Raw genomic sequence first — 20,620 nt, 5'->3', positions numbered from 1 at the left:
CCTCGTTGTGACTTTATCCGGTGGCGCCGAGGCCGGCGGCGATGCAGCTGATCGACAGCAGCAGAGCCGACTTGTATTCCTCCTTCAGCGCTTCCTCTTCGGTGGTGCGGAACAGGCGCAGCAATTCCACCTGCTCGCGGTTGACCTCATTGATGGTGACGAGGCGATGCGCGAGCCGCGCCTGATAGTCGGTGAAGCGCGCGCCGATCTCGCCGCCACCGGTGATGCGCAGCACGCTCTCGCAAGTGAGATGATATTCGGCCTCGATCGCCGAGAAGATATTCTTGCGCACGACCTCGTCGGCGACGAGCGAGGCGTATTGCCGGGCAATGCCGAGATCGACCATCGCCAGCGTCTTCTCCACCTCGTCGAGAATGAGACGGAAGAGCCGCGAATCCTCGAACATGCGATGCAGCAGCTGCAGGCCGCGCTCGCCGCGCACTTCGATGAAGCTGGTGAGGCCGGAGCCGACGCCATACCAGCCGGTGATGGCGTGACGATTCTGCGCCCAGGCGAAGACCCACGGAATGGCGCGCAGATCGGCGAGGCTGCGCGCGCCGAAACGCCGCGCCGGCCGCGAGCCGATATTGAGCAGCGAGATTTCCTCGAGCGGGCTCGCCGCCTGGAAATAAGCGACGAGATCGGGATCGGCGATGAATTTGCCATAGGCCGCGAGCGAGGCGCCGGACAGCGCCTCCAGCGCATCGTCGAACTCGGCGCGGGGAACGAGCGCATCCTCGCGCTCGGACTTCAGCGCATGGGCGAAGACGCTGCTCGCCAGCAGCTCCATCTGATAGGAGGCCGTGCCGCGATTGGCGTATTTGAACGAGACGACCTCGCCCTGCTCGGTCACGCGGAAACGGCCGCGAATGGAGCCGGCCGGCTGCGCGGCGATGGCGTGGCCGGTCGGCGCGCCGCCGCGGCTCACCGAGCCGCCGCGGCCGTGGAAGAAGGCGATGGCGACGCCCAATTCCTCGCCGAGGCGCGTGAGCTTCGATTGCGCTTTCGCCAGCTCCCAGTTCGACGCCATGAAGCCGCCGTCCTTGTTGGAGTCGGAATAGCCGATCATCACCTCTTGCACATTGCCCTGCCAGCGCGTGCTGCGACGCACGACCGGCACGCGCAGCAGCTCGCGCATGATGACCGGCGCGGCGCGCAGATCGGGGATCGTCTCGAATAGCGGAACGATGGGCAGAGTGCAGAGCTCGAGGCCGGCGTCGTCGAGATAGAGCCCGCCCTCCTTCGCCAGCACATAGGCCCCGAGAACATCGGCGACCGTATGCGTCATGGAGAGAATGAAGCTGCCGAAGGCCTCGCGATCGAGCCGCGAACGCATATCCGCGACGAGCGCGAACATGTCCAGCGTGTCCTGCGACTCGGGCGCGAGCCCGGCGAGCGCGACGCCGGTGCGCGGCTGCGCCAGCTCGGCGATGAGCCAGGCCTGCCACTCGGGCGAATCGCATTCCGGCGCGTCCTTGCCGGTCTTGACGCGATAGATGTCGCACAAGGCGTTATTGGTGCGCGTCGTATTCTCGCGCAGATCGAGACGCACGGTGCTGAAGCGGAAAATCTCCACCGCGCGCCGCACTGGCCGCACCATGTCATTGGCCAGCGAGGGACTGCGGCTCTCGGTCAGAGCCTGCTCGAGAATGCGCAGATCATGGATCAGCTCGTCGGCGTTGGCGTAGCGCGGCTTTCCGCGTCCCTCGCCCTTCGTCGTGAGGATCGTCTCGTCGAGCTTGCGCAGCACGCAGGTGAGATATTGGCGGAAGGCCTCGCCCTGATTGCGCGTGCGAATTCTGTCGCCGTCCTCGACCTGCGCCAGCTCCGCCTCCAGCGCCTCGCGGAACGGCGCCGGAATGGTGACGGAGCGCTCGCTGATCGACAGCACGCGGGCGAGATCGAGAATGCGCTGGCGATAATATTCGAGGCTGGCGAGCGCGTTGACGACCATCGTCTCGCGCGTCACCGAATTGGTGACGAAAGGATTGCCGTCGCGGTCGCCGCCGATCCATGAGCCGAATTGGAAGAACGGCGTCACGTCGAAACGCTCGTTGGGATAATGGCTCTGCAGAGCGCTCTCGAAGGAGGCGAGCATCTCCGGCGCGAGATCGAAGATATTCTCGGCGAAGAAATGCAGGCCCCAGGCGACCTCGTGCTCGACGGTCGGCTTCTCGAGATGCAATTCGCCGGTGAGCCACAGAAGCTCGATCTGATCGCCGACGGCGCCGATGCGGCTGGCGCGCTCGCGATCGGTCCAGCGCGAGGATTCGAGATCCTTCAGCAGCAGATAGATCTTGCGATTCTTCTCGAGGACGGTGACGCGCTTGGCCTCGGTCGGATGGGCGGTGATGACCGGCCTTATGCGCAGCGATTTGAGCTGCGCGCGAATCTCATCGGCGGTGACGCCGGATTTGGCGGCGTCAGCCAGCACATGCGCGAAGGAGCCGAGCAATTCGTCGCGGCCCTTGGCGCGCTCGATGGTGCGGCGGCGGCGCATGGCCGACGCCTGCTCGGCGATCGACAGCAGCTGGAACCAGATGCCCTGCGCCTGCAGCGCGCGCGCCATCAGCGTCGGCGGCAGCCCGGCGGAGGAGCCGAAACCGCGCAGCACCGGCGCGATCTCCGGCTGATGGCGATTCACCACGCCGACGAGCTGATCGAACAGGAAGGCCGCCGCCTCTTTGACCGACCGCGTCGCCAGCGCCGAAGGGGCTGCGGGCGAAGTCGATTCGGACAATGAGACCTTCGGGTCGGCGGTCATGCAGTCTTCCTGGCGGTTTGCTCCTCTCCCCGCTTTGCGGGGAGAGGCCGGGTGAGGGGCCGGGGCTTTATCCAGAACTCGGATGACAGGAGGAATGCGCCGGCGTCATCTGCATGGCGCGCGACGCCTCGAGCCTTTCACCCTCGCTTCGCTCGACCTCTCCCCGCTTGCGGGGAGAGGCGTCTTCGTCAAGCGCGCTTCAGCACGGAGGCGACGGCCGAGCCGAACTCCGCCGGGCTCGGCGCGACGGTGAGGCCGTAGGACTTCATGATCTCGGTCTTCTCGGCGGCGCTGTCGCCGGTCGCCGAGATGATCGCGCCGGCATGGCCCATGCGACGACCCTTGGGCGCCGTGAGGCCGGCGACGAAGCCGACCACGGGCTTGGAGAAATTCTCCTTGATCCAGGCCGCGGCCTCGGCCTCCTGCGGCCCGCCGATCTCGCCGATGATAAGGACAGCTTCCGTCTCCGGGTCCTGATCGAACAGCACGAGATGATCCAGGAACGACGAGCCATTGATCGGGTCGCCGCCTATGCCGACGGAGGTCGAGATGCCGATCCCGAGATCCTTCAATTGCGAGGCCGCCTCATAGCCGAGCGTGCCCGAGCGCGAGATGAGGCCGACATTGCCCTGCTTGTAGATATGGCCGGGCATGATGCCGAGCATGGCTTTGCCGGGGCTGATGATGCCGGCGCAGTTCGGCCCCACCATCATCGGCCGGCGCTCACGCGGATAGCGCAGGAAATAGCGCTTCACGCGCATCATGTCCTGCGCCGGAATGCCGTCGGTGATCGAGCAGATGAGGCGGATGCCCGCGTCCGCGGCTTCCATGATCGCGTCGGCCGCGAAGGGCGGCGCCACGAAGGTGATGCTGGTCGTCGCGCCGGTCTGCTTCACCGCCTCGCGCACCGTGTCGAAGATCGGCACGCCATGAACGGTCTTCCCGCCTTTGCCCGGAGTGACGCCGGCGACGACATTGGTGCCGTAGTCGATCATCTCCTTGGCATGGAAGCTGCCCTTGTCGCCGGTGATGCCCTGGACGAGGATCGGAGTCTTTTCGTCGATCAGAATGCTCATTGTTTCCTCCCGGCCACGCCGCTCACTTCACGGAGCGGTAAGCGGCGACGGCCTTTTGGGCGGCGTCGGCCAGCGAATCGGCGGTGATGACATTGATGCCGCTTTCATCGAGCAGCTTGCGGCCGGCCTCGACATTGGTGCCGGCGAGACGCACGACGAGCGGCGCGGTGATATTCGTCGCCTTCACCGCGTCGATGACGCCCTGAGCGACCCAGTCGCAGCGATTGATGCCGGCGAAAATGTTGACCAGCACCACCTTCACATTGGCGTCGGAGAGCACGAGACGGAAGGCCGTCGCGACGCGCTCGGCCGAGGCGCCGCCGCCGACATCGAGGAAGTTCGCCGGATTGCCGCCGGCGTGCTTGATCATGTCCATCGTCGCCATGGCGAGTCCAGCGCCATTGACGATGCAGCCGATCTCGCCATCGAGGCCGATGTAGTTCAGCGCATGCTCGAGCGCCTGCGCCTCGCGCGGGTCGGACTGCGACGGATCGTTCATGTCGACGATGTTGCGGCGGCGGAACAGAGCATTGTCGTCGAAGGACATTTTCGCGTCGAGCGCGAGCACCTTGTCGTCCTTGGTGACGACCAGCGGATTGATCTCCAGCATGGTCGCGTCATTGTCGCGGAAGGCGCGATAGGCGCCGAGGATCGACTGCACCGCGCGCGACACTTGCTTCAGGTTCAAGCCGAGCTGAAAGGCCAGCTCGCGCGCCTGGAAGGGCAGCAGGCCGACGGCCGGCTCGACGATGACCTGCAGAATAGCGTCGGGATCGGTCTTGGCGATCTCCTCGATCTCCATTCCGCCATGTTTGGAAGCGATGACGCGCACGCGCTCGAGCTTACGGTCGAGAACGAAACCGAGATAGAGCTCGCGCTCATAGGGATCGGCGAGCTCGACATAGACGCGCTGCACCGGCTTGCCTTCCGGCCCGGTCTGCTTGGTGACGAGACGCTTGCCGAGCAATTCGCGCGCGGCCTGCTGAACCTCGTGATAGGTGCGGCACAGCTTGATGCCGCCCGCCTTTCCGCGCGCGCCGGCGTGGATTTGCGCCTTCACCACCCAATGCGAGCCGCCGAGCTCGGTGGCGGCGTAAACGGCCTGGTCGGGGCTGAAGGCGACGGTGCCGGGGGGCACGGCGACGCCGCAGCTCGCCAATAATTCCTTGGCTTGATACTCATGGACGTCCATGTTCCCTCTCCCGCTTTCCGTTATTGTCGCCGCGCGAGCGGCGAAATCGTCACGAGCCGATCTTGTTGCGCACGGTCGTATAGACGGCCTCGGTCTTCTCGGCCGCCGCCACGAGCAGAGCCTCGACCTCGGCGATCTGCGTCTCGGCGAAATCGCGATCCTTGATCGCCTTTGCGTTGATGTAGACGTTGAGCGCGGCGCTCCGCAATCCGGCATTGGCCGCGAGAACGGCGACGCCGGCGTCGCTGATGACGTTGAGATTGCCCTTGTCGGCGGCGACCTCCGAGAGACGGATCACCTCGAAGCAGGCCTTCACCGCGCGCAAGGGCGCGAGCGTCGCATCCTTCAGTGCGGCCTGGATCGCGGCGCTGCGCGCGGCCTTCTCCTCGTCGGTGGCGCGCGGCAGGCCATAGGCCCCCATCACGCTATTGAAGGCGACGACGTCTTCCTCGATCGCCGCGGTCAGCTCGGCGCGCAGGCGCTCGGCCTCGGCGCGCGCGGCTTTCAGATCGGCCTCGACGGCTTCGTAATTCTTCTTGCCGATGGTCAGATTGGCGACCATCGACACCAGCGCCGCGCCGATTGCGCCCGACACCGCCGCCGCGCCGCCGCCGCCGGGCGTCGGGCGCTCGCTGGCGAGATCGTCGAGAAATTTGCCGATCGTCTCGTTCTTGGTCATCTCGTCGATCCCTTAAAAAAATCAGGCGTTCGCCTTGGCCTGCGCGTAGATTTCCTCGGCGTCGAGCACTTTGTCGGCGCTCTCGAACAGCTGCGCGATGCAGGCGCGATGCAGCTTCAGCTTCAAGCCGCCGACGCCGAGCGCGCCGATGACGATCTTGCCGTGACGCTCCTTGGCCTTGTCGATCGCCTCGACGCCGCCGACGCCGAGCGGGGGCTGCGCATTCACATCGGCGATGAGCTCGATCGTCGGATCGTTCTGCCAATCCTTCTCGTCGAGCAGCGGCACGCCGATGGCGCCGGCCGCGAAGACGATATGCGAGCCTTTGACGGCGGAAGCGCGCGCATCATTGTCGAAGGCTTCGATCGCCGTCGGCGTGAAGCCGAAGCGTTCCTGGAGCGCCGCCGCCGCGGCGTCGGCCCGCGCCTTGACGCGCGAGGTGATGGCGACTTCCGCGCCCTCCGAATGCAGGAAGGCGGCGGCGCGCAGTCCGACGGGGCCGGTGCCGGCGAGCACGATGGCCTTCTTGCCGGCGAGCGGCTTGGCCTTGGCGAGCAGCGCCACACCCGCGGCGGCGGTCGTGTTGGAGCCATTGGAGTCGAGCATCACGGAGACGCGGAAATTGCTGAAGAAGCGCTTGCGCACCGCTTTGAACAGCGCCTCGCCGGCGACCATGTCGCCGCCGCCGACGAACAGCGCCGTGAACTGCTTCTCCTTCGGGCCGCGCGTATAGATGGCGCCGTCGACGAGCGCGCCGACATTCGCAGGCGTCACATTGGCGTAGCCGATGACGTGATCCGCGCCGCCGTCATAGGCGACCACAGTGTCGAACACGCTCGGAACGGCGTCGGTGTCGAGAAGGAAGAGAAGCTTCTGAGTCATAGCAGTTCCTGCAAAAGGCTGGCCGTTATGGCCGGGCTCGTCATTGCCGGGCTCGTCCCGGCCATGACGCGCGGGTCGGGCGCGAGACGTTCTGCAACTTCGTTTACGCCGTCACCATATTGCGCGGCGCGCCGGCGACGAAAGCGTCGATATTGTCCACGAGCTGATCGGCGAGCACCTGCATCGCCTCTTTGGAGGCCCAGGCGACATGCGGCGTGACGATGAGATTGGGAATCGTCGGATCGAGCAGAATATTGCCCTGCTTGGGCGGCTCGACTGTCAGCACGTCGAAGCCCGCGCCGGCGATGACGCCGCCCCGCAGCGCATCGGCGAGCGCCTGCTCGTCGACGATGCCGCCGCGCGCGGTGTTGATGATGATCGCCGTCTTCTTCATCGAGGCGAGCTCTTTGGCGCCGATGAGATGTTTCGTCTGCGGCGTCAGCGGCAGATTGAGCGTGACGACATCGGCCTCGCGCAGAATCGTCGGAATGTCGACGATGCCCGGACCCGGAACGACGTCATTGATCAGTAGCTTCATGCCCAGCGCCTCGGCGCGCGTCGCGATCGACTTGCCGAGCGCGCCATAGCCGATGATGCCGAGCGTCGAGCCGGCGATGTCATAGATCGGATAGTCGAAATAGCAGAACTGATTGGATTCCTGCCAACGGCCGCGGCGCACGGAGTCCACATAGTTCACGAGATTGCGGCGCAGCGCGAAAATCAGCGCGATCACATGCTCGGGAAGCGTGTTGAAGGCGTAATTCCGAATGTTGGAGACGGTGATTCCATTGGCCGTCGTATAGGCCTTGTCGATCACGTCGGTTCCGGTGGCGGCGACGGCGATCAGCTTCAGATCGGGAAGCTGCTTCAGCGTCTCCTCGCGCAGCGGCACCTTATTGGTGATGGCGATGGTCGCGCCCTTCAGGCGCAGGGCGACGTCTGCCGGGGAGCTCTGGGCGTATTCCGTATAGTCGTGCGGGAAATTCGGCTTGCGCAAATTGGCGTCGAGCGTCTCACGATCGAGAAAGACGATTTTGTGCGACATGCTTGTTTTTCCCCCAAAGTCGCCGCCAATTTCGGCTTGCGCGGATAGTTTCGAAAACCGGGTGGCGGCCTCGCCCGTCGCGGGGCGAGGCCGCGTTTTTTCAGGCCTGCAGGATCGGATTGGCGCGATAGACGGCCTGGGCCGCGGCGACGCCGCTGCCAGCCGTGACCGGAATGCCGACGTCGAGCATCGCCATCTCCGCGCCGGCGATGGCGCCGAGCAGCATCAGCTCATTGAGGTCGCCGAGATGGCCGATGCGGAACACCTTGCCCGCGACCTTGGAGAGGCCGGCGCCGAGCGCGAGATTGTAGCGCTTATAGGCGATCTCGATCACCTTGGCGGCGTCGAAGCCTTCCGGCACAACGATGGCGGTCACCGTGTCGGAGTTCCACTTGGCTTCCTTGGCGCAGGGCTTCAGGCCCCAGGCCGCGACCGCGGCGCGCACGCCCTCGGCGAGATGGTGATGGCGCGCATAGACCTGATCGAGGCCTTCCTCGAACAGCACATTGAGCGACTCGCGCAGGCCGTAGAGCAGCGGCAGCGCCGGCGTATAGGGGAAGTAGCCGGTGGCGTTCGCCTTCACATGATCCTGGAAGTCGAAATAGGCGCGATGCAGCTTGGCCGTCTCGCCGGCCTTCAGCGCCTTCTGGCTGACGCTGAGGAGGGCGAGGCCCGCCGGCAGCATGAAGCCCTTCTGCGAGCCGGAGACCGCGACGTCGACGCCCCACTCGTCCTGTTTGAAGTCGAGCGAGCCGACCGAGCTCACGCCGTCGACGAACAGCAGCGCCGGATGCTTGGCGTTGTCGATCGCCTTGCGCACCGCGCCGATGTCCGAGGTCACGCCCGTGGCGGTCTCGTTATGCGTGGCGAAGACCGCCTTGATCTCGTGATTCTTGTCGGCCTTCAGCGTCTCTTCGATGCGGTCGGGATTGTTGCCGACGCCCCACTCCTCGTCCTGCTCGATCACATCGAGGCCGATGCGCTTGGCGAGATCGATCCAAAGATGGGTGAACTGGCCGAAACGCTGCGCGATGACCTTGTCGCCGGGCGACAGAGTATTGGTGATCGCCGCTTCCCAGCCGCCGGTGCCCGAAGCCGGGAAGATGAAGGCCTGGCCGGTCTCGGTCTTGAACACCTTCTTGAGCTGCGTGAACAGCGGCAGCGTCAGCTCGGGGAACTTCGGAGAACGATGATCCTCGGAGACGACATTCATCGCGCGCAGGATACGGTCCGGAATATTGGTCGGGCCGGGGACGAACAGAAAATTGCGGCCCGGAATTCTGGAATTCGACATGTCTTGGGCTCCCTTCGAGCTCATCGGTTCGAGTTTGTTTTCGCCGGACGCGACGACGCGCGCGCCCCTTGCTTCTTCCCGCTGCGGCCGCGAGTGGTTTTTGCTCCGATTGGATCAAAAACCGCTCTCGCTTTTCGCTTGGAGCGAATTCCGATCGCTCGAACGATTCCGTTCGAGCGGAACGCGCTCTAGAACAGGCCGGCGATCCGCCCGTCCGCGCCGACCTCGATGTTGTTGGCGGCGGGGACCTTCGGCAGGCCCGGCATGGTCATGATGTCGCCGCAGATGACGACGACGAATTCGGCGCCGGCCGAGAGCCGAAGCTCGCGCACCGGGATCACATGACCCGAGGGCGCCCCCTTGGCGTTGGCGTCGGTCGAGAAGCTGTATTGCGTCTTGGCGATGCAGACCGGCAGATGGCCGAAGCCCTCTTTCTCCAGCTCGGCGAAGCGCGTCTTCACCGACGGATCGAGCGCGATGTCGGAGGCGCCATAGAGCTCGCGCGCGATGGTGCGCACTTTCTCGACGAGCGGCAGTTCATCGGCGTAGAGCGGCTTGAACTGTGACGGCTTGGCCTCGATCGTCGAGACGACCTTATGGGCGAGCTCCGCCGCGCCTTCGCCGCCCGAACCCCAATGATCCGCGAGCACGCAATCGACGCCCTCGGCCTCGGAGAGCTTTTGCAGCAGCGCGATCTCCGCCTGCGTGTCGGTGCTGAAGCGGTTGACGGAAACAATCACCGGCACGCCGAATTTCTGCACATTGGCGATATGGCGCTTCAGATTGGCGAAGCCCTTCTCCAGCGCCGCGACATTCTCGACCTTCAGATCGTCCTTGGCGACGCCGCCATGCATCTTCAGCGCGCGAATTGTCGCGACGATGACAGTGACGTCGGGCTTCAGCCCCGCCTTGCGGCATTTGATGTCGAAGAATTTCTCCGCGCCGAGATCGGCGCCGAAGCCCGCTTCCGTCACCACATAATCGGCGAGCTTCAAAGCCGCCTTGGTGGCGATCACCGAATTGCAGCCATGGGCGATATTGGCGAAGGGGCCGCCATGGATGAAGGCCGGATTATTCTCGAGCGTCTGCACCAGATTGGGCGCGATGGCGTCCTTCAGCAGCGCGGCCATCGAGCCCTGCGCCTTCAGCTCGGAAGCGCGAATGCTCTTCTTGTCACGCGTCTGGGCGACGATGATGTCACCGAGCCGGCGCTGCAAATCCTCGAGGCTGGTGGCGAGGCAGAAGATCGCCATCACCTCCGAGGCGACGGTGATGTCGAACCCATCCTCGCGCGGAAACCCATTGGCGACGCCGCCGAGCGAGGAGACGATCGAGCGCAGCGAACGGTCGTTCATGTCGACGGCGCGGCGCCAGGAGATGCGGCGCGGATCGATGCCGAGCGAATTGCCCCAATAGACATGATTGTCGATGAGCGCGGAGAGCAGATTATTGGCCGCGCCGATGGCGTGGAAGTCGCCGGTGAAATGGAGGTTGATGTCCTCCATCGGCACGACTTGTGCATAGCCGCCACCGGCGGCGCCGCCCTTCACGCCGAAGCAGGGGCCGAGGCTCGGCTCGCGAAGGCACATGATGGCCTTCTTGCCGATGTGGTTGAGCGCGTCGCCGAGGCCGACGGTCGTCGTCGTCTTGCCTTCGCCGGCGGGCGTCGGCGAGATGGCGGTGACGAGGACGAGCTTGCCGTCCGGACGGTCTTGCAGGGAGCTCAGATAGTCGAGGGAGATTTTCGCCTTGTAATGTCCGTAAGGCAACACATGTTCGGCGGGGATGCCGAGCTTCTCGCGAGCGACGTCGACGATCGGACGCATGGACGCCGCTTGGGAGATCTCGATATCGGATTTGGGAGAAAGATGCTGGTTGCCTTTCCCGCTGGCCGGGATGGTCGTATAGGACATTACAATTTCTCTCCCCTCGCAGAAAGCGTTTCGCCCGCCCTCGAAGATTTATCCGGGCCGAATGGCATCGCCCCGCGCAGTGGAATCTCTACGCGCGCAGCCGACGACCGTCGGGCCAAGACCGAGAACGCCCCGAGGAACGCCCAGTCTTCGCCGTCATTGTCTCGCGAAACTAGAACCTTCCGATAGTTTCATCAAGAACCACGGCTAGCGGACATCCGGCCCCGCGCGACGTCGTCTCCTCGCCTCGCAAAAGGCCGATCTGAAATCCGCGGCCCCGTGGCTATGGAGAGATCGAATTTCCCCGTCAAGCGAAATTATCGAGCGATATCGGCCGCAGTTTCCGCAGAAATCGGGCGATTGCGACGCTCTCCTCTTCGTTCGGAGACGTCTCTAGTCTTGTCTGCATATTCGAACAGCCGGGGTCTTTCGCCTACCCTTGGCCTATCTGCTCCGATAGGGCCAAGTCACATGCCGAAAACCGCAAAGGACGCCATACGAGCGAAATTTATTGAATTAAATCAATACAATGATGCGACTGTGCTTTTGAATTAGGAATTCGAGGCCGCCTGAAAGGCGTGATCGATCTAGCGGCGTGCGCCGTCCTCTCCCTACCCGTACCCCTTCGAGCGGGGGAGGGAAGGGTCGCTCGACGTATGGGCCGGCACCCACCCTTTCGTCACTCCGGAAAAAAAGTCAGCGCCACGCCATTGATGCAATAGCGAAGGCCGGTGGGCGGCGGTCCATCGGGAAACACATGGCCGAGATGCGAGCCGCAGCGGCTGCAATGCACCTCGGTGCGAGTCATGCCATAGGCATGGTCGACCGAGACGGCGATAGCGCCGTCGAGGGGATCGAAGAAGCTCGGCCAGCCCGTGCCGCTGGAGAATTTCTGGCGCGTCGCGAACAGCGGCTGATCGCATCCCGCGCAGACGAAGACGCCAGGGCGCTTCTCATTGTCGAGCGCGCAACTCCCGGGACGCTCGGTGCCATGCTCCCGCATGACGGCATATTGCTCCGGGGTGAGGCGCGCGCGCCATTCGTCCTCGCTGTGGGTGATGGGAAAATGCTGGGCCTTGGGTTCCGGTTCGCCCATGGCGGTCCTCCTCGACAACTTGCATCGGCCGAACCGGAAATAGCACAAAATTGGCCCGCGACGTAGAGCCGCAAGGGATGGAGCCCCCCAAAGCCGCTCTATAGACTCGTTCGAACCTTCGAACAGTTCGAGAGGCCCCCGCCCCCCCGTTCGAACGTCAAAATCGTTATACCCTCCCGCGCATCCAGAAGCGACGCTCGAAAGGCCATCAGCCCCTTGCCATTGCCGGCGGAATCGAGATAAATGTTTGAAATGCATATTTTGGCACATCGTGGCTGGTGGTGCTCACCGGAAGAAAAAAATTCGGCCGTTGCGATGCAGCGCGCCTTCGCGGCTGGATTCGGCGTCGAGACAGACGTTCGCGATTGTGACGGAGCGCTCGTCATTAGTCATGACATGCCGCGGACGGGGCAGGGGAAGCCACTTTTCGCGTTTGACGACTTCCTCGCGCTCTACTCAAGCTTCGGTACGCCATCGACACTGGCGCTCAACATAAAATCGGACGGCTTGGTCGGTCCGCTGCAGGCGGCTCTGGCGGCGCATGGCGTCACCCGATATTTTGTTTTCGACATGTCCATTCCAGACACACGATCGTATCTGTCTCACGGTGTGACTGTTTTTACACGGCGGAGCGAGTACGAGCCAGGTTCACGCCTCGATGAAGCGGCCTCCGGCTTTTGGCTCGACGTTTTCGAGGGGGCGTTTGTCGAGCCGGAGACGATTCTATCCGGCGTTGGCGGTGGAAAAAAGGTCGCAATTGTGTCCCCGGAGTTGCATCGCAAGCCGCATCTCGACGCATGGCGGGCATGGCGCCGCACGTTCGAAACGATGAGCCCTACCGCCCAGGAACTCATATTGCTTTGCACCGATCTTCCAGGCGACGCCAATGATTTCTTTAAAGCCGTCGCGTTGCCGTCATCGAGCGCATATCAGGCTCAATAATGGGCGCCGACGTCCCCATCGGCGAACGGGAGAGGGTTCTAGTAGATGATCAAAGCCATTCTATTCGACATGGACGGCGTTCTGATCGAGGCGAAGGACTGGCACTATGATGCTTTGAACGATGTGCTCGGCATTTTCGGGATGGCGATCGACTATGACGCTCATCTCGCCACGTTCGATGGCCTGCCTACGCGCCGCAAGCTCGATATCCTTAGCAAAAGTCGCGGCTTTCCGCGTGGTCTCCATGATTTCGTGAATAAGCTGAAGCAGGATCGGACAGTCGAGATCACGACGGCAAAATGCCGCCCGCTTTTTCAGCATCGTTTCGCGCTGTCGCGTCTCAAGCGAGACAATCTGAAGCTCGCCGTGTGTTCAAATTCCGTGCGGCAGACTGTTGAGTTGATGATGCGGCTATCTAACTTGGCGCCTCTTCTCGACCTGATGATTTCTAATGAGGATGTCAAGAATGCAAAGCCTGATCCAGAGATGTATCAATACGCCATCGGAAGATTCGGCTTGCAACCGCATGAGGTGTTGATCCTCGAAGACAATGACCATGGCATCGCAGCCGCGCGCGCGTCTGGCGCGCATCTGATGATCATCGGTACGGTCGAGGACGTACGCTATGATAAGATTCGTGAGGCCATCGAAATAGCTGAGCGTCAACCGCTTCAAGCCAACACGGCATAACTCGCCAAGGCCTGACCTCCCCCGATATAATTGCGAGCAACGGATCATGCAGATCATAGTCCCCCTTGCCGGAAAGTCCCAATTTTTCCCGCCTGAGCACTATTTTTTCCCGAAGTGCTTGGTGGAAGTGCGCGGCAGGCCGATGATCGAATGGGTGGTCGAAAACCTGAAAAATTTGAAACTCGACGCTCGCTTCCTTTTTGTCATTCATCAGGAGGAGATCGCGCGCTTTTCGCTCGATCGTACTTTGCGGCTTTTGACCAACGGCCAATGCGAGATCGTCGCATTGCGGCAGCCGACACAGGGCGCGCTGTGTTCCGCGTTACTCACTATCGACCAACTCGACTTGGACAAACCGGTCGTGGTTGCGAATGGAGACCAAATTATCGACACTGATCTGCCCGCGGCTCTGACGAGCTTCCGCAACATCGGCGCGCAGGCAGGCGTGATCACCTTTGACAGTGTGCATCCCCGCTGGTCCTATGTCGCGATCGACGGTGTGGGGAGCGTCGTTCAGGCCGCGGAAAAAAACGTGATCAGCCGCAACGCCATCGCAGGCCTATATTACTTCGAAACAGCTCGCATATTTATCGAGGCGGCGATGCGCAGCATCGAAAACAAAGCGCAGGTCGACGGCCAATACTTTATCGCGCCATGCCTTAATGAAATTATATTAAGCGGCGGGAAAGTCGCTCATTTTCCTATTTCAGACCGAGAGTATTATAGCTTCTATTCACCAGACAGGATTAGCCACTTCGAGAACTCGGCGCCTATTCGAGATCACTTGGCGCGCGGCGACGCCATTATAGCGCAGACGCGAGTAGTGGTTCCGGCAGCGGGTCTCGGCAGTCGCTTCGCGAAAGTCGGCTACGCAAAGCCAAAACCATTCATCGATGTTCTCGGGATACCCATGATCGAACACGTCATCCGTAACGTAACGCCGGTAGGCGCCCAGGTTCATCTCCTATTGCGCAAAGAGCACATTCTCGCGGAATCCCGGCTCGTCGAAAGCTTTATCGGGCGGCGCTACCAACTGCATGAAGTCGAGAATACCACTGAGGGTACCGCCTGCACTTTGCTCCTGGCCCGAGGGCATTTCGACGATGACAAACCTATGTTGGTCGCGAATGCCGATCAGCTCGTCGATTTTTCCGTCGACGATTTCGTCCGCGACTGCGCTATGCGCGGCCTCGACGGATCGATTCTAGTGTTCCGCGATCCAGGTCGCAATCCAAAATGGTCCTTCGCACGGGTCGACGAAAATGGACTTGTCGTTGAAGTCGCGGAAAAGAAAGCGATTTCTGATCTCGCAACGGTCGGAATCTATCTGTTTCGACGCGGTGCGGATTTCGTCGCCGCGGCCATAGATATGATCGCGCGCAATGACCGTGTGAATGACGAATTCTACACGTGTCCCGTCTACAACTATATGATCGCAGCAGGCCTCAAAATCGGCGTATATGAGGTCGCTCAATCCGCGATGCACGGCCTCGGAACGCCTGAAGATCTGGATGCTTATCTCTCCAGCCATCGGCCACGCTGATGCACGTTGTGGTTCCTCTTGCCGGTCCGGATTTTGAGCGCGTTGACGGTTATGTAAAGGCTGAGCTCGATGTCGACGGCGCGCCATTGCTGCGGCGGACACTCGACACGCGTGCTTGGCTGTGTAACTGTCTGATGGGCGAATGCGACCTCACCTTCGTATTGCGCGACACGTCTGTCAGCCGCCGATTCGGGCACGGGCCGCTGAATGCATGGTATCCGAAAGCGAGAACGGTTTTCCTGTCTGGAGAGACACAGGGTGCCGCTTTGTCGGCATTAGCCGGGATCGCGCTGACGAGAAGCATGAATGAGCCGTTATGTATCGACCTCGTCGATATCGAATATGTATCGACTTTCAATCCTCGTCGGTTGTTCGCCGACCGAACGGATGTGGGCGCCGCCGCGCTCGTTTTTCCTTCCAGCAAGCCCTCCTATAGCTATCTGCGGACCGATGAGACGGGGGAGGTCGTCGAGGCTGCCGAGAAACGTGTAATTTCCCAGAATGCATCCGCAGGCACCTATTTTTTTGCCTCTCCAGCAGTTTACTTCTCCGCTCTGGCCCACAATCTCGCGAACGCAGACCGAGTCGTGTATAATGACTTGTTTTACGTATGTCCCCTGTTCAACGGTGTTCTCTCTAGCGGATTCAGAGTGGTTTTGGAGGGCGTGGAGAACGTGCGTGACATAAAATTCGACGCCGGTGGCGCGATGTAGATGTAGGCGCACCTGCGTTCGGTCGCGATAAAACGATTACGCCGTCTCTCCATAGCAACTTGAAACGCCGCGTTCTTGCGTCTTACCATCAAGCCCCGAGACGTCGACGCCCTTCCGCGGTAGAGGAAGCGAGAACTAGATGAAACTCTCTCTGCTAATCACCGGGCAAATTCGGGATCCCGGTCAATTTAGGTGGATTGCGGAAGGTGTCGTGGCGACAATGAGCCGTTTCGACAAAATCATATTTTCGTCTTGGAGCGATCAAATTTACCTCGCCGGGTCGGTATGGGCGTCCTTGGAGGCTGGTGGGCGGATCACCTACTGTGACTGCGGACAAATATTGCCAATAGAGCCGGTGATAAATCGGGACATAAAGAGCTTTATTGCGCAGCATCAACAACTGTCATTGGGACTTGCGCACATTGAAGAATCGCACGTCATCAGAATGAGGGCTGATGCAAAAATTAACTCTTCCGAGCACTTTGTTGAAATAATAGACTTGATAGAGACATGCTGGAAACGTGGCAATAATTCCGAAAAGTCCCTAGTTCTAGGGGCCTCTCTTAATATTCCGTTCTTTTTTGATGATAGAGTACTTATACTATCCCCTAGCGCGGCCGAATCTGTGAAGTCAATATCATTGAGCTGCCTATACGGGCTAGATCATCACAATCTATTTCCTGAGTACTTGATATATTCAAACATCTTGAGGAACGATATCCACGACGCGTTCGTCCGGCACGACCATCGATACAGATATAGGGCGCCCAATACCCGTGGTGGATTTCTAAATTACGACTTTGCGGCGTTTGGATCGACTTATCCATCTCTTGCAACCAATTATCTGAGCGCTTTTCAGTCGAAATTCGCATTCTTGCGAGAGATCGCGGTCGAGACCGGGCAGGCCGACGTCTTTGATAGATTATTTGCGGGCCTTTTTTTCGATGGCCTGGACTTCTTTAGCCTACAAGTAAAGTGGACATCGCACATCAACGATTATTTAGAACAATTTTCCATTTGGACACAGATCGCCGGTCGCGAGGAAATCATCTCGATTGAGCCTGCTAAGCAAACTTTTAATTTTGCTTACACTGAATATTTCAACAAAAGATATGAGAATGTTATCCGTCTATCACATATGTGCAAAAATACGTACTTCGATGAAAGCTATCTAGAACTTGAGGGATGTTCGCTGTTCTTGTTGGGACAAATAGATCAGGCACGAGAAATTTTGACCAATAGCTTTGCAAACGGACACAGAGGTTTTGAGCAGATGTTTTACCTGATCACAATCCTTTCAAGTGTACGAGATCTCGATAGGTTGAGTGCCGTTTCAAAAGAGTTCTTAGAATTGTATCCGGACGACGTCCGATCCATTCAGCATGTAATTGCCGCATACTCCTCACTGGGAATCGACTTGCCGAACGATGACAGCCAGAACTCCGATGGGTCGCCGAGCGCAATCAAGTTAGCGCTGGATTCACTCGGCAGCAACGCTGCCGGGAAGGTCGGCCCGCTTATCACAGCGCTAAAAGCCGCAGGAAAGCTGATTAGACATTAAAAGAGCTTTTGGCTGCTTGGAACTGTTGTAAAGTCACTAGATCATGACCTCATGTCATGGACGAAGGACGCGGAACGCGCATGTCCGACGCAAAGCATTACGACGCGGTGGTCATCGGCTCGGGACTCGGCGGCCTCACGGCCGGCGCTTTGCTCGCTAGCCGAGGCTATGGCGTGCTGCTGCTCGAGCGCAATTTCAGCCTCGGCGGCGCGGCCTCGGTCTATAAGGTCGGCGGGCTGACCGTCGAAGCCTCGCTCCACCAGACCTCCGACCCGCGCAATCCGCGCGATCCCAAGCGCCGCATCCTCGACGAGCTCGGCCTATTGGACCAGATCGAATGGATTTCGACCGGCCCGCTCTACACGGTCCGGGGCGGCCCGCTGGCCGAGCCCTTCGCGCTGCCCGCCGGTTTCGACGCCGCGGCGAGCGCGCTCGCCGAGCGCTTTCCCGCGCAGGGTAAAGCGATCGAGCGTTTCCTCGGATCGCTCGATTCGATCCAGGACGCGCTCTGGAACCTTTCCGGCGAGACTGCGCCGATCGGCAAATCGGCGAGCCGGCTCGCCTCTTGCGCGCCGGCGGCCGCCGATTGGACCGCCTCACTCGCCGATGTTTTCGCGCGCGAATTCGGCGCGGACGAGGCGATCAAATGCGCGCTCGGCGCGAACCTCTTTTATTACGGCGATGATCCGCGCCGCATGTGGTTCATCTATTATGCGCTCACCCAGGGCTCCAACATCGGCTGCGGCGGCGCCTATATAAAGGGCGGCTCGCGGCAATTGAGCCTCAAGCTCGCCAAGGCGATCACCAAGGCGGGCGGCTCGGTACGGCTCGGCCGCTCGGCGAGCGCGATCGAGACCGACGCCGACGGCAGGCCCGTCGCGGTGCGCCATGTGAGCCGCAAGACCGGCGAGGACGAGGAGCGCGTCGAAACGCGCATGGTTCTCGCCGGCTGCGGTCCAAATATCGTCGGCGAGCTTCTGCCCGGCCCGGCGCGCGCGGCCTTCGACGCCGCCTTCGGCGCGCGCGAGCTCTCGACCTCGCTGTTCTGCGCTCATTACGGATTGAGCGCGGCGCCGACCGCCGTCGGCCTCACCGATTATTCATCCATCCTGCTGCCGGATCGAATGACGGGTTTCGACCAATATGACGCCGCCGGCCTGCTCGCCGACGCGCCGAAGGGCGCGCTGCCGCCGCTCGGCGTCGCCAATTTCGGCGCGATCGATTCCGGATTATGGGAGACGGCGCCGGTGCTGCTCAGCGTTCTGGGCCTCGACCGCATCGGCAATTGGGAGGGCGTCGACCGCGACGCCGCGCGCGAGCGCCGCGAGCTCTGGCTCGATGCGCTGCTGGCGCGGCTCGAGCGCGATTATCCCGGCGTCTCGGCCTTGGTGCAGGAGCGCACGTTGCTCACCGCCAATTCCATGCGCGGCTATCTGAGCACGCCGGCGGGCGCCGTCTATGGTTACGCGGCGTTGCCGCCGACGACCCCCATCGAAGCAGGCTTCCCGCGCACCCCGCATACGCCGCTGCCGGGACTCTATCTCGCTTCCGCCTTCGGCGGCGAGCACGGCTTCAATGGCACCATGCTGTCGGGAGCCGAGGCCGCGAAACTCGCGGCCCTGGACCTCGCGACCACGAAATCTCAGTAGAAGGGCGAGTAGATCGCCTTGCTCGCTTCGGCGACGACATCGCCATTGTAGAGCCGCACCGTCAGCGAGCCGCCGAGCTGCCGCGCCGCCTCGGCGAGATAGCCGGTAGCGTAGGCTTTGGCGTTCTCCAGCGAGTCGAATTCGTAGAAGCCGCCGATCGTATTGGTGTTGATCCCGCTGAGCCAGGTCTTGCTCTTGATGCCGGGATTTTTCTTCATCGCGATATCGATCTCCCGCCAGGGGATTTGCTCGAAAGGAATCGACACTTGGATTTCCGCGTAGAGAAATATTTTCTCGCCCATTCCGGCCTCCGCGAGCCTGTCGCGCCTCATGCGCATTCCGACGCAATTAGAATCATAATTCTGCTAGACTAACAACGGTATATTTCGCCGTGGCGTCAGCGGAACAATATGACAGTTTTGTTTTATATATGATATTTCGTCTGCCCAATTTTTATATCTTGATCTTTTCGATGTGATTTAGCAGCCTCTGTCGACCCGATGTGGAGGCACGCGTGACCGAGGCCTATTACTCGCAGAAGACCCATGGCCCGTTCGAAACCGAGGAACTCGGCGATTTCGAGCTCCTGAGCGGCGAGAAAATTCGCGGCCTGAACATCGCCTACGCCACATTCGGAAAGCTCTCGCCGGCGCGCGACAACGCCGTGCTGTTTCCGAGCTGGTATTCCGGCTCGTCGAAAATTCTCGAGCTCGCCTATGTCGGCGCCGGCCGCGCGCTCGATCCAGAAAAATACTTCATCATCCTGGTCAATCAGATCGGCGCCGGCCTCTCGAGCGCGCCGAGCAATACGCCCTCGCCTTTCGGCGCGGCGCGCTTTCCGAAGGTCGAGATCGCCGACGATGTGCGCGCCCAGCATCGTCTGGTGACGGAGAAATTCGGGATCGAGCGCCTCGCTCTCGTGCTCGGCGGCTCGATGGGCGCGCAGCAGACTTACGAATGGGCGGTGCGCTTTCCGGGCGCGCTGCGCCGCGCCGCGCCCATCGCGGGCCTCGCGCGCGGCACGCCGCATAATCGGCTGCTGGTGCAGACATTCATCGACGCGATCACCTCCGATCCCGCCTATGAGGACGGCTGGTACGAGAGCGCCGCGCGCGTTCATCGCGGCCTGCGCCGTCACGCGCGCGTCTTCGCGGCCTCCGGCTTCTCGCCGGCGCTCTACAACACGCGCGGCTTTGCGGAGCTGGGCTTCACGACGACGGATGATTTCGTCACCGGCTTTGTCGAAAATCACTTCCTGCCGCAGGACCCGAACAATTTGCTCCTGCTGCTGCGCAAATGGCGCGACGCCGATGTGTCGCGAAGCACGAACGGCGATCTCGCGGCGGCGCTCGGCGGCGTGCGCGCCAAGACCTTCGTCATCGCCATCGACGAAGACGGATTCTTCCCGCTCGCCGACATAGAAGCCGAGCAGAAGCTCATCCCGGGGAGCGAGTTGCGACGCGTGTCGTCGCCATGGGGCCATCTCGCTCTGTTCGGAGCCGACCCCGCCTACAACGCGAGCGTCGATCGTCATCTGAGAGAACTGCTCGCCGCGTGACACGCGCGCTAAGCCTCTGTGCA

General features: G+C 61.5%; 17 protein-coding genes. 7 read left to right on the top strand and 10 right to left on the bottom strand.

Annotated elements, in window-relative coordinates:
* Positions 1-13: 13 nt before the first annotated feature.
* The 9 genes from AC6IY7_RS08070 to msrB all read right to left on the bottom strand — a co-directional run bounded on the left by AC6IY7_RS08070 (position 14) and on the right by msrB (position 11,941).
* Positions 14-2,764 carry a phosphoenolpyruvate carboxylase gene (locus AC6IY7_RS08070; RefSeq protein WP_497782539.1) on the bottom strand — a complete coding sequence of 917 codons (2,751 nt, stop codon included), beginning with the start codon at positions 2,762-2,764 and terminating at the stop codon, positions 14-16.
* 188 nt (positions 2,765-2,952) lie between these two features.
* Complete coding sequence (gene sucD / locus AC6IY7_RS08065) at positions 2,953-3,840, bottom strand: succinate--CoA ligase subunit alpha (RefSeq protein WP_497782538.1); 888 nt, start codon at positions 3,838-3,840, stop codon at positions 2,953-2,955.
* Positions 3,841-3,862: 22 nt separating this feature from the next.
* On the bottom strand, positions 3,863-5,032 hold the full coding sequence (locus AC6IY7_RS08060; RefSeq protein WP_497782537.1) for a malate--CoA ligase subunit beta: 1,170 nt from the start codon (positions 5,030-5,032) through the stop codon (positions 3,863-3,865).
* Positions 5,033-5,081: 49 nt separating this feature from the next.
* The gene (gene fchA / locus AC6IY7_RS08055; RefSeq protein ID WP_497782536.1) at positions 5,082-5,711 is read right to left on the bottom strand and encodes a methenyltetrahydrofolate cyclohydrolase; all 630 of its coding nucleotides are present in this window, start codon (positions 5,709-5,711) and stop codon (positions 5,082-5,084) included.
* Between the two features lie 21 nt (positions 5,712-5,732).
* Positions 5,733-6,593, bottom strand: a complete 861-nt coding sequence (locus AC6IY7_RS08050) for an NADP-dependent methylenetetrahydromethanopterin/methylenetetrahydrofolate dehydrogenase (protein WP_331936352.1) — start codon at positions 6,591-6,593, stop codon at positions 5,733-5,735.
* Between the two features lie 103 nt (positions 6,594-6,696).
* Positions 6,697-7,638, bottom strand: coding sequence for a D-2-hydroxyacid dehydrogenase (locus AC6IY7_RS08045; RefSeq protein ID WP_497782535.1), 942 nt, complete (start codon positions 7,636-7,638; stop codon positions 6,697-6,699).
* A 100-nt stretch (positions 7,639-7,738) separates the two neighbouring features.
* Positions 7,739-8,932 (bottom strand): aminotransferase class V-fold PLP-dependent enzyme, encoded by a 1,194-nt coding sequence (locus tag AC6IY7_RS08040; protein ID WP_497782534.1) that lies wholly within the window; start codon positions 8,930-8,932, stop codon positions 7,739-7,741.
* A gap of 188 nt (positions 8,933-9,120) precedes the next feature.
* The gene (locus AC6IY7_RS08035) at positions 9,121-10,845 is read right to left on the bottom strand and encodes a formate--tetrahydrofolate ligase (protein WP_497782533.1); all 1,725 of its coding nucleotides are present in this window, start codon (positions 10,843-10,845) and stop codon (positions 9,121-9,123) included.
* Positions 10,846-11,524: 679 nt separating this feature from the next.
* On the bottom strand, positions 11,525-11,941 hold the full coding sequence (msrB, locus tag AC6IY7_RS08030; protein ID WP_497782532.1) for a peptide-methionine (R)-S-oxide reductase MsrB: 417 nt from the start codon (positions 11,939-11,941) through the stop codon (positions 11,525-11,527).
* Positions 11,942-12,184: 243 nt separating this feature from the next.
* Between msrB and AC6IY7_RS08025 the strand changes: the two genes are divergently transcribed.
* The 6 genes from AC6IY7_RS08025 to AC6IY7_RS08000 all read left to right on the top strand — a co-directional run bounded on the left by AC6IY7_RS08025 (position 12,185) and on the right by AC6IY7_RS08000 (position 19,039).
* Entirely contained in the window at positions 12,185-12,883 is a 699-nt protein-coding gene (locus AC6IY7_RS08025) for a PI-PLC domain-containing protein (protein ID WP_497782531.1), read from the top strand.
* Between the two features lie 45 nt (positions 12,884-12,928).
* On the top strand, positions 12,929-13,573 hold the full coding sequence (locus AC6IY7_RS08020; protein ID WP_497782530.1) for an HAD family hydrolase: 645 nt from the start codon (positions 12,929-12,931) through the stop codon (positions 13,571-13,573).
* Between the two features lie 46 nt (positions 13,574-13,619).
* Positions 13,620-15,116: a glycosyltransferase family 2 protein gene (locus AC6IY7_RS08015; protein WP_497782529.1), complete on the top strand. Its 1,497-nt coding sequence runs from the start codon at positions 13,620-13,622 to the stop codon at positions 15,114-15,116.
* Complete coding sequence (locus AC6IY7_RS08010) at positions 15,116-15,829, top strand: glycosyltransferase family protein (RefSeq protein WP_497782528.1); 714 nt, start codon at positions 15,116-15,118, stop codon at positions 15,827-15,829. Before AC6IY7_RS08015 ends, AC6IY7_RS08010 begins: the two co-directional genes overlap by 1 nt.
* Before the next feature lie 139 nt (positions 15,830-15,968).
* Positions 15,969-17,390: a hypothetical protein gene (locus AC6IY7_RS08005; RefSeq protein ID WP_497782527.1), complete on the top strand. Its 1,422-nt coding sequence runs from the start codon at positions 15,969-15,971 to the stop codon at positions 17,388-17,390.
* A gap of 80 nt (positions 17,391-17,470) precedes the next feature.
* Positions 17,471-19,039: a phytoene desaturase family protein gene (locus tag AC6IY7_RS08000; RefSeq protein WP_497782526.1), complete on the top strand. Its 1,569-nt coding sequence runs from the start codon at positions 17,471-17,473 to the stop codon at positions 19,037-19,039.
* On the opposite strand, the gene AC6IY7_RS07995 is transcribed toward AC6IY7_RS08000, so the two are convergent.
* Positions 19,033-19,341: a YdhR family protein gene (locus AC6IY7_RS07995; RefSeq protein WP_497782525.1), complete on the bottom strand. Its 309-nt coding sequence runs from the start codon at positions 19,339-19,341 to the stop codon at positions 19,033-19,035. The two genes, AC6IY7_RS08000 and AC6IY7_RS07995, sit on opposite strands and share 7 nt — an antisense overlap.
* 212 nt (positions 19,342-19,553) lie before the next feature.
* On the opposite strand from AC6IY7_RS07995, the gene AC6IY7_RS07990 reads away from it, so the two are divergent.
* Positions 19,554-20,597 (top strand): alpha/beta fold hydrolase, encoded by a 1,044-nt coding sequence (locus AC6IY7_RS07990; RefSeq protein ID WP_497782524.1) that lies wholly within the window; start codon positions 19,554-19,556, stop codon positions 20,595-20,597.
* The last annotated feature ends 23 nt before the right edge of the window (positions 20,598-20,620 follow it).

This window comes from Methylosinus sp. is20ea (assembly GCF_059718135.1).
Note: the sequence above shows the minus strand (reverse complement) of the source record. Positions and strands in the feature narration are given on the sequence as shown.

What these genes read in the sequence shown, in the direction of transcription:
- AC6IY7_RS08070 (WP_497782539.1), bottom strand. Translation starts at nt 2,764, where the DNA reads ATGACCGCCGACCCGAAGGTCTCATTGTCCGAATCGACTTCGCCCGCA.
- sucD (WP_497782538.1), bottom strand. Translation starts at nt 3,840, where the DNA reads ATGAGCATTCTGATCGACGAAAAGACTCCGATCCTCGTCCAGGGCATC.
- AC6IY7_RS08060 (WP_497782537.1), bottom strand. Translation starts at nt 5,032, where the DNA reads ATGGACGTCCATGAGTATCAAGCCAAGGAATTATTGGCGAGCTGCGGC.
- fchA (WP_497782536.1), bottom strand. Translation starts at nt 5,711, where the DNA reads ATGACCAAGAACGAGACGATCGGCAAATTTCTCGACGATCTCGCCAGC.
- AC6IY7_RS08050 (WP_331936352.1), bottom strand. Translation starts at nt 6,593, where the DNA reads ATGACTCAGAAGCTTCTCTTCCTTCTCGACACCGACGCCGTTCCGAGC.
- AC6IY7_RS08045 (WP_497782535.1), bottom strand. Translation starts at nt 7,638, where the DNA reads ATGTCGCACAAAATCGTCTTTCTCGATCGTGAGACGCTCGACGCCAAT.
- AC6IY7_RS08040 (WP_497782534.1), bottom strand. Translation starts at nt 8,932, where the DNA reads ATGTCGAATTCCAGAATTCCGGGCCGCAATTTTCTGTTCGTCCCCGGC.
- AC6IY7_RS08035 (WP_497782533.1), bottom strand. Translation starts at nt 10,845, where the DNA reads ATGTCCTATACGACCATCCCGGCCAGCGGGAAAGGCAACCAGCATCTT.
- msrB (WP_497782532.1), bottom strand. Translation starts at nt 11,941, where the DNA reads ATGGGCGAACCGGAACCCAAGGCCCAGCATTTTCCCATCACCCACAGC.
- AC6IY7_RS08025 (WP_497782531.1), top strand. Translation starts at nt 12,185, where the DNA reads ATGTTTGAAATGCATATTTTGGCACATCGTGGCTGGTGGTGCTCACCG.
- AC6IY7_RS08020 (WP_497782530.1), top strand. Translation starts at nt 12,929, where the DNA reads ATGATCAAAGCCATTCTATTCGACATGGACGGCGTTCTGATCGAGGCG.
- AC6IY7_RS08015 (WP_497782529.1), top strand. Translation starts at nt 13,620, where the DNA reads ATGCAGATCATAGTCCCCCTTGCCGGAAAGTCCCAATTTTTCCCGCCT.
- AC6IY7_RS08010 (WP_497782528.1), top strand. Translation starts at nt 15,116, where the DNA reads ATGCACGTTGTGGTTCCTCTTGCCGGTCCGGATTTTGAGCGCGTTGAC.
- AC6IY7_RS08005 (WP_497782527.1), top strand. Translation starts at nt 15,969, where the DNA reads ATGAAACTCTCTCTGCTAATCACCGGGCAAATTCGGGATCCCGGTCAA.
- AC6IY7_RS08000 (WP_497782526.1), top strand. Translation starts at nt 17,471, where the DNA reads ATGTCCGACGCAAAGCATTACGACGCGGTGGTCATCGGCTCGGGACTC.
- AC6IY7_RS07995 (WP_497782525.1), bottom strand. Translation starts at nt 19,341, where the DNA reads ATGGGCGAGAAAATATTTCTCTACGCGGAAATCCAAGTGTCGATTCCT.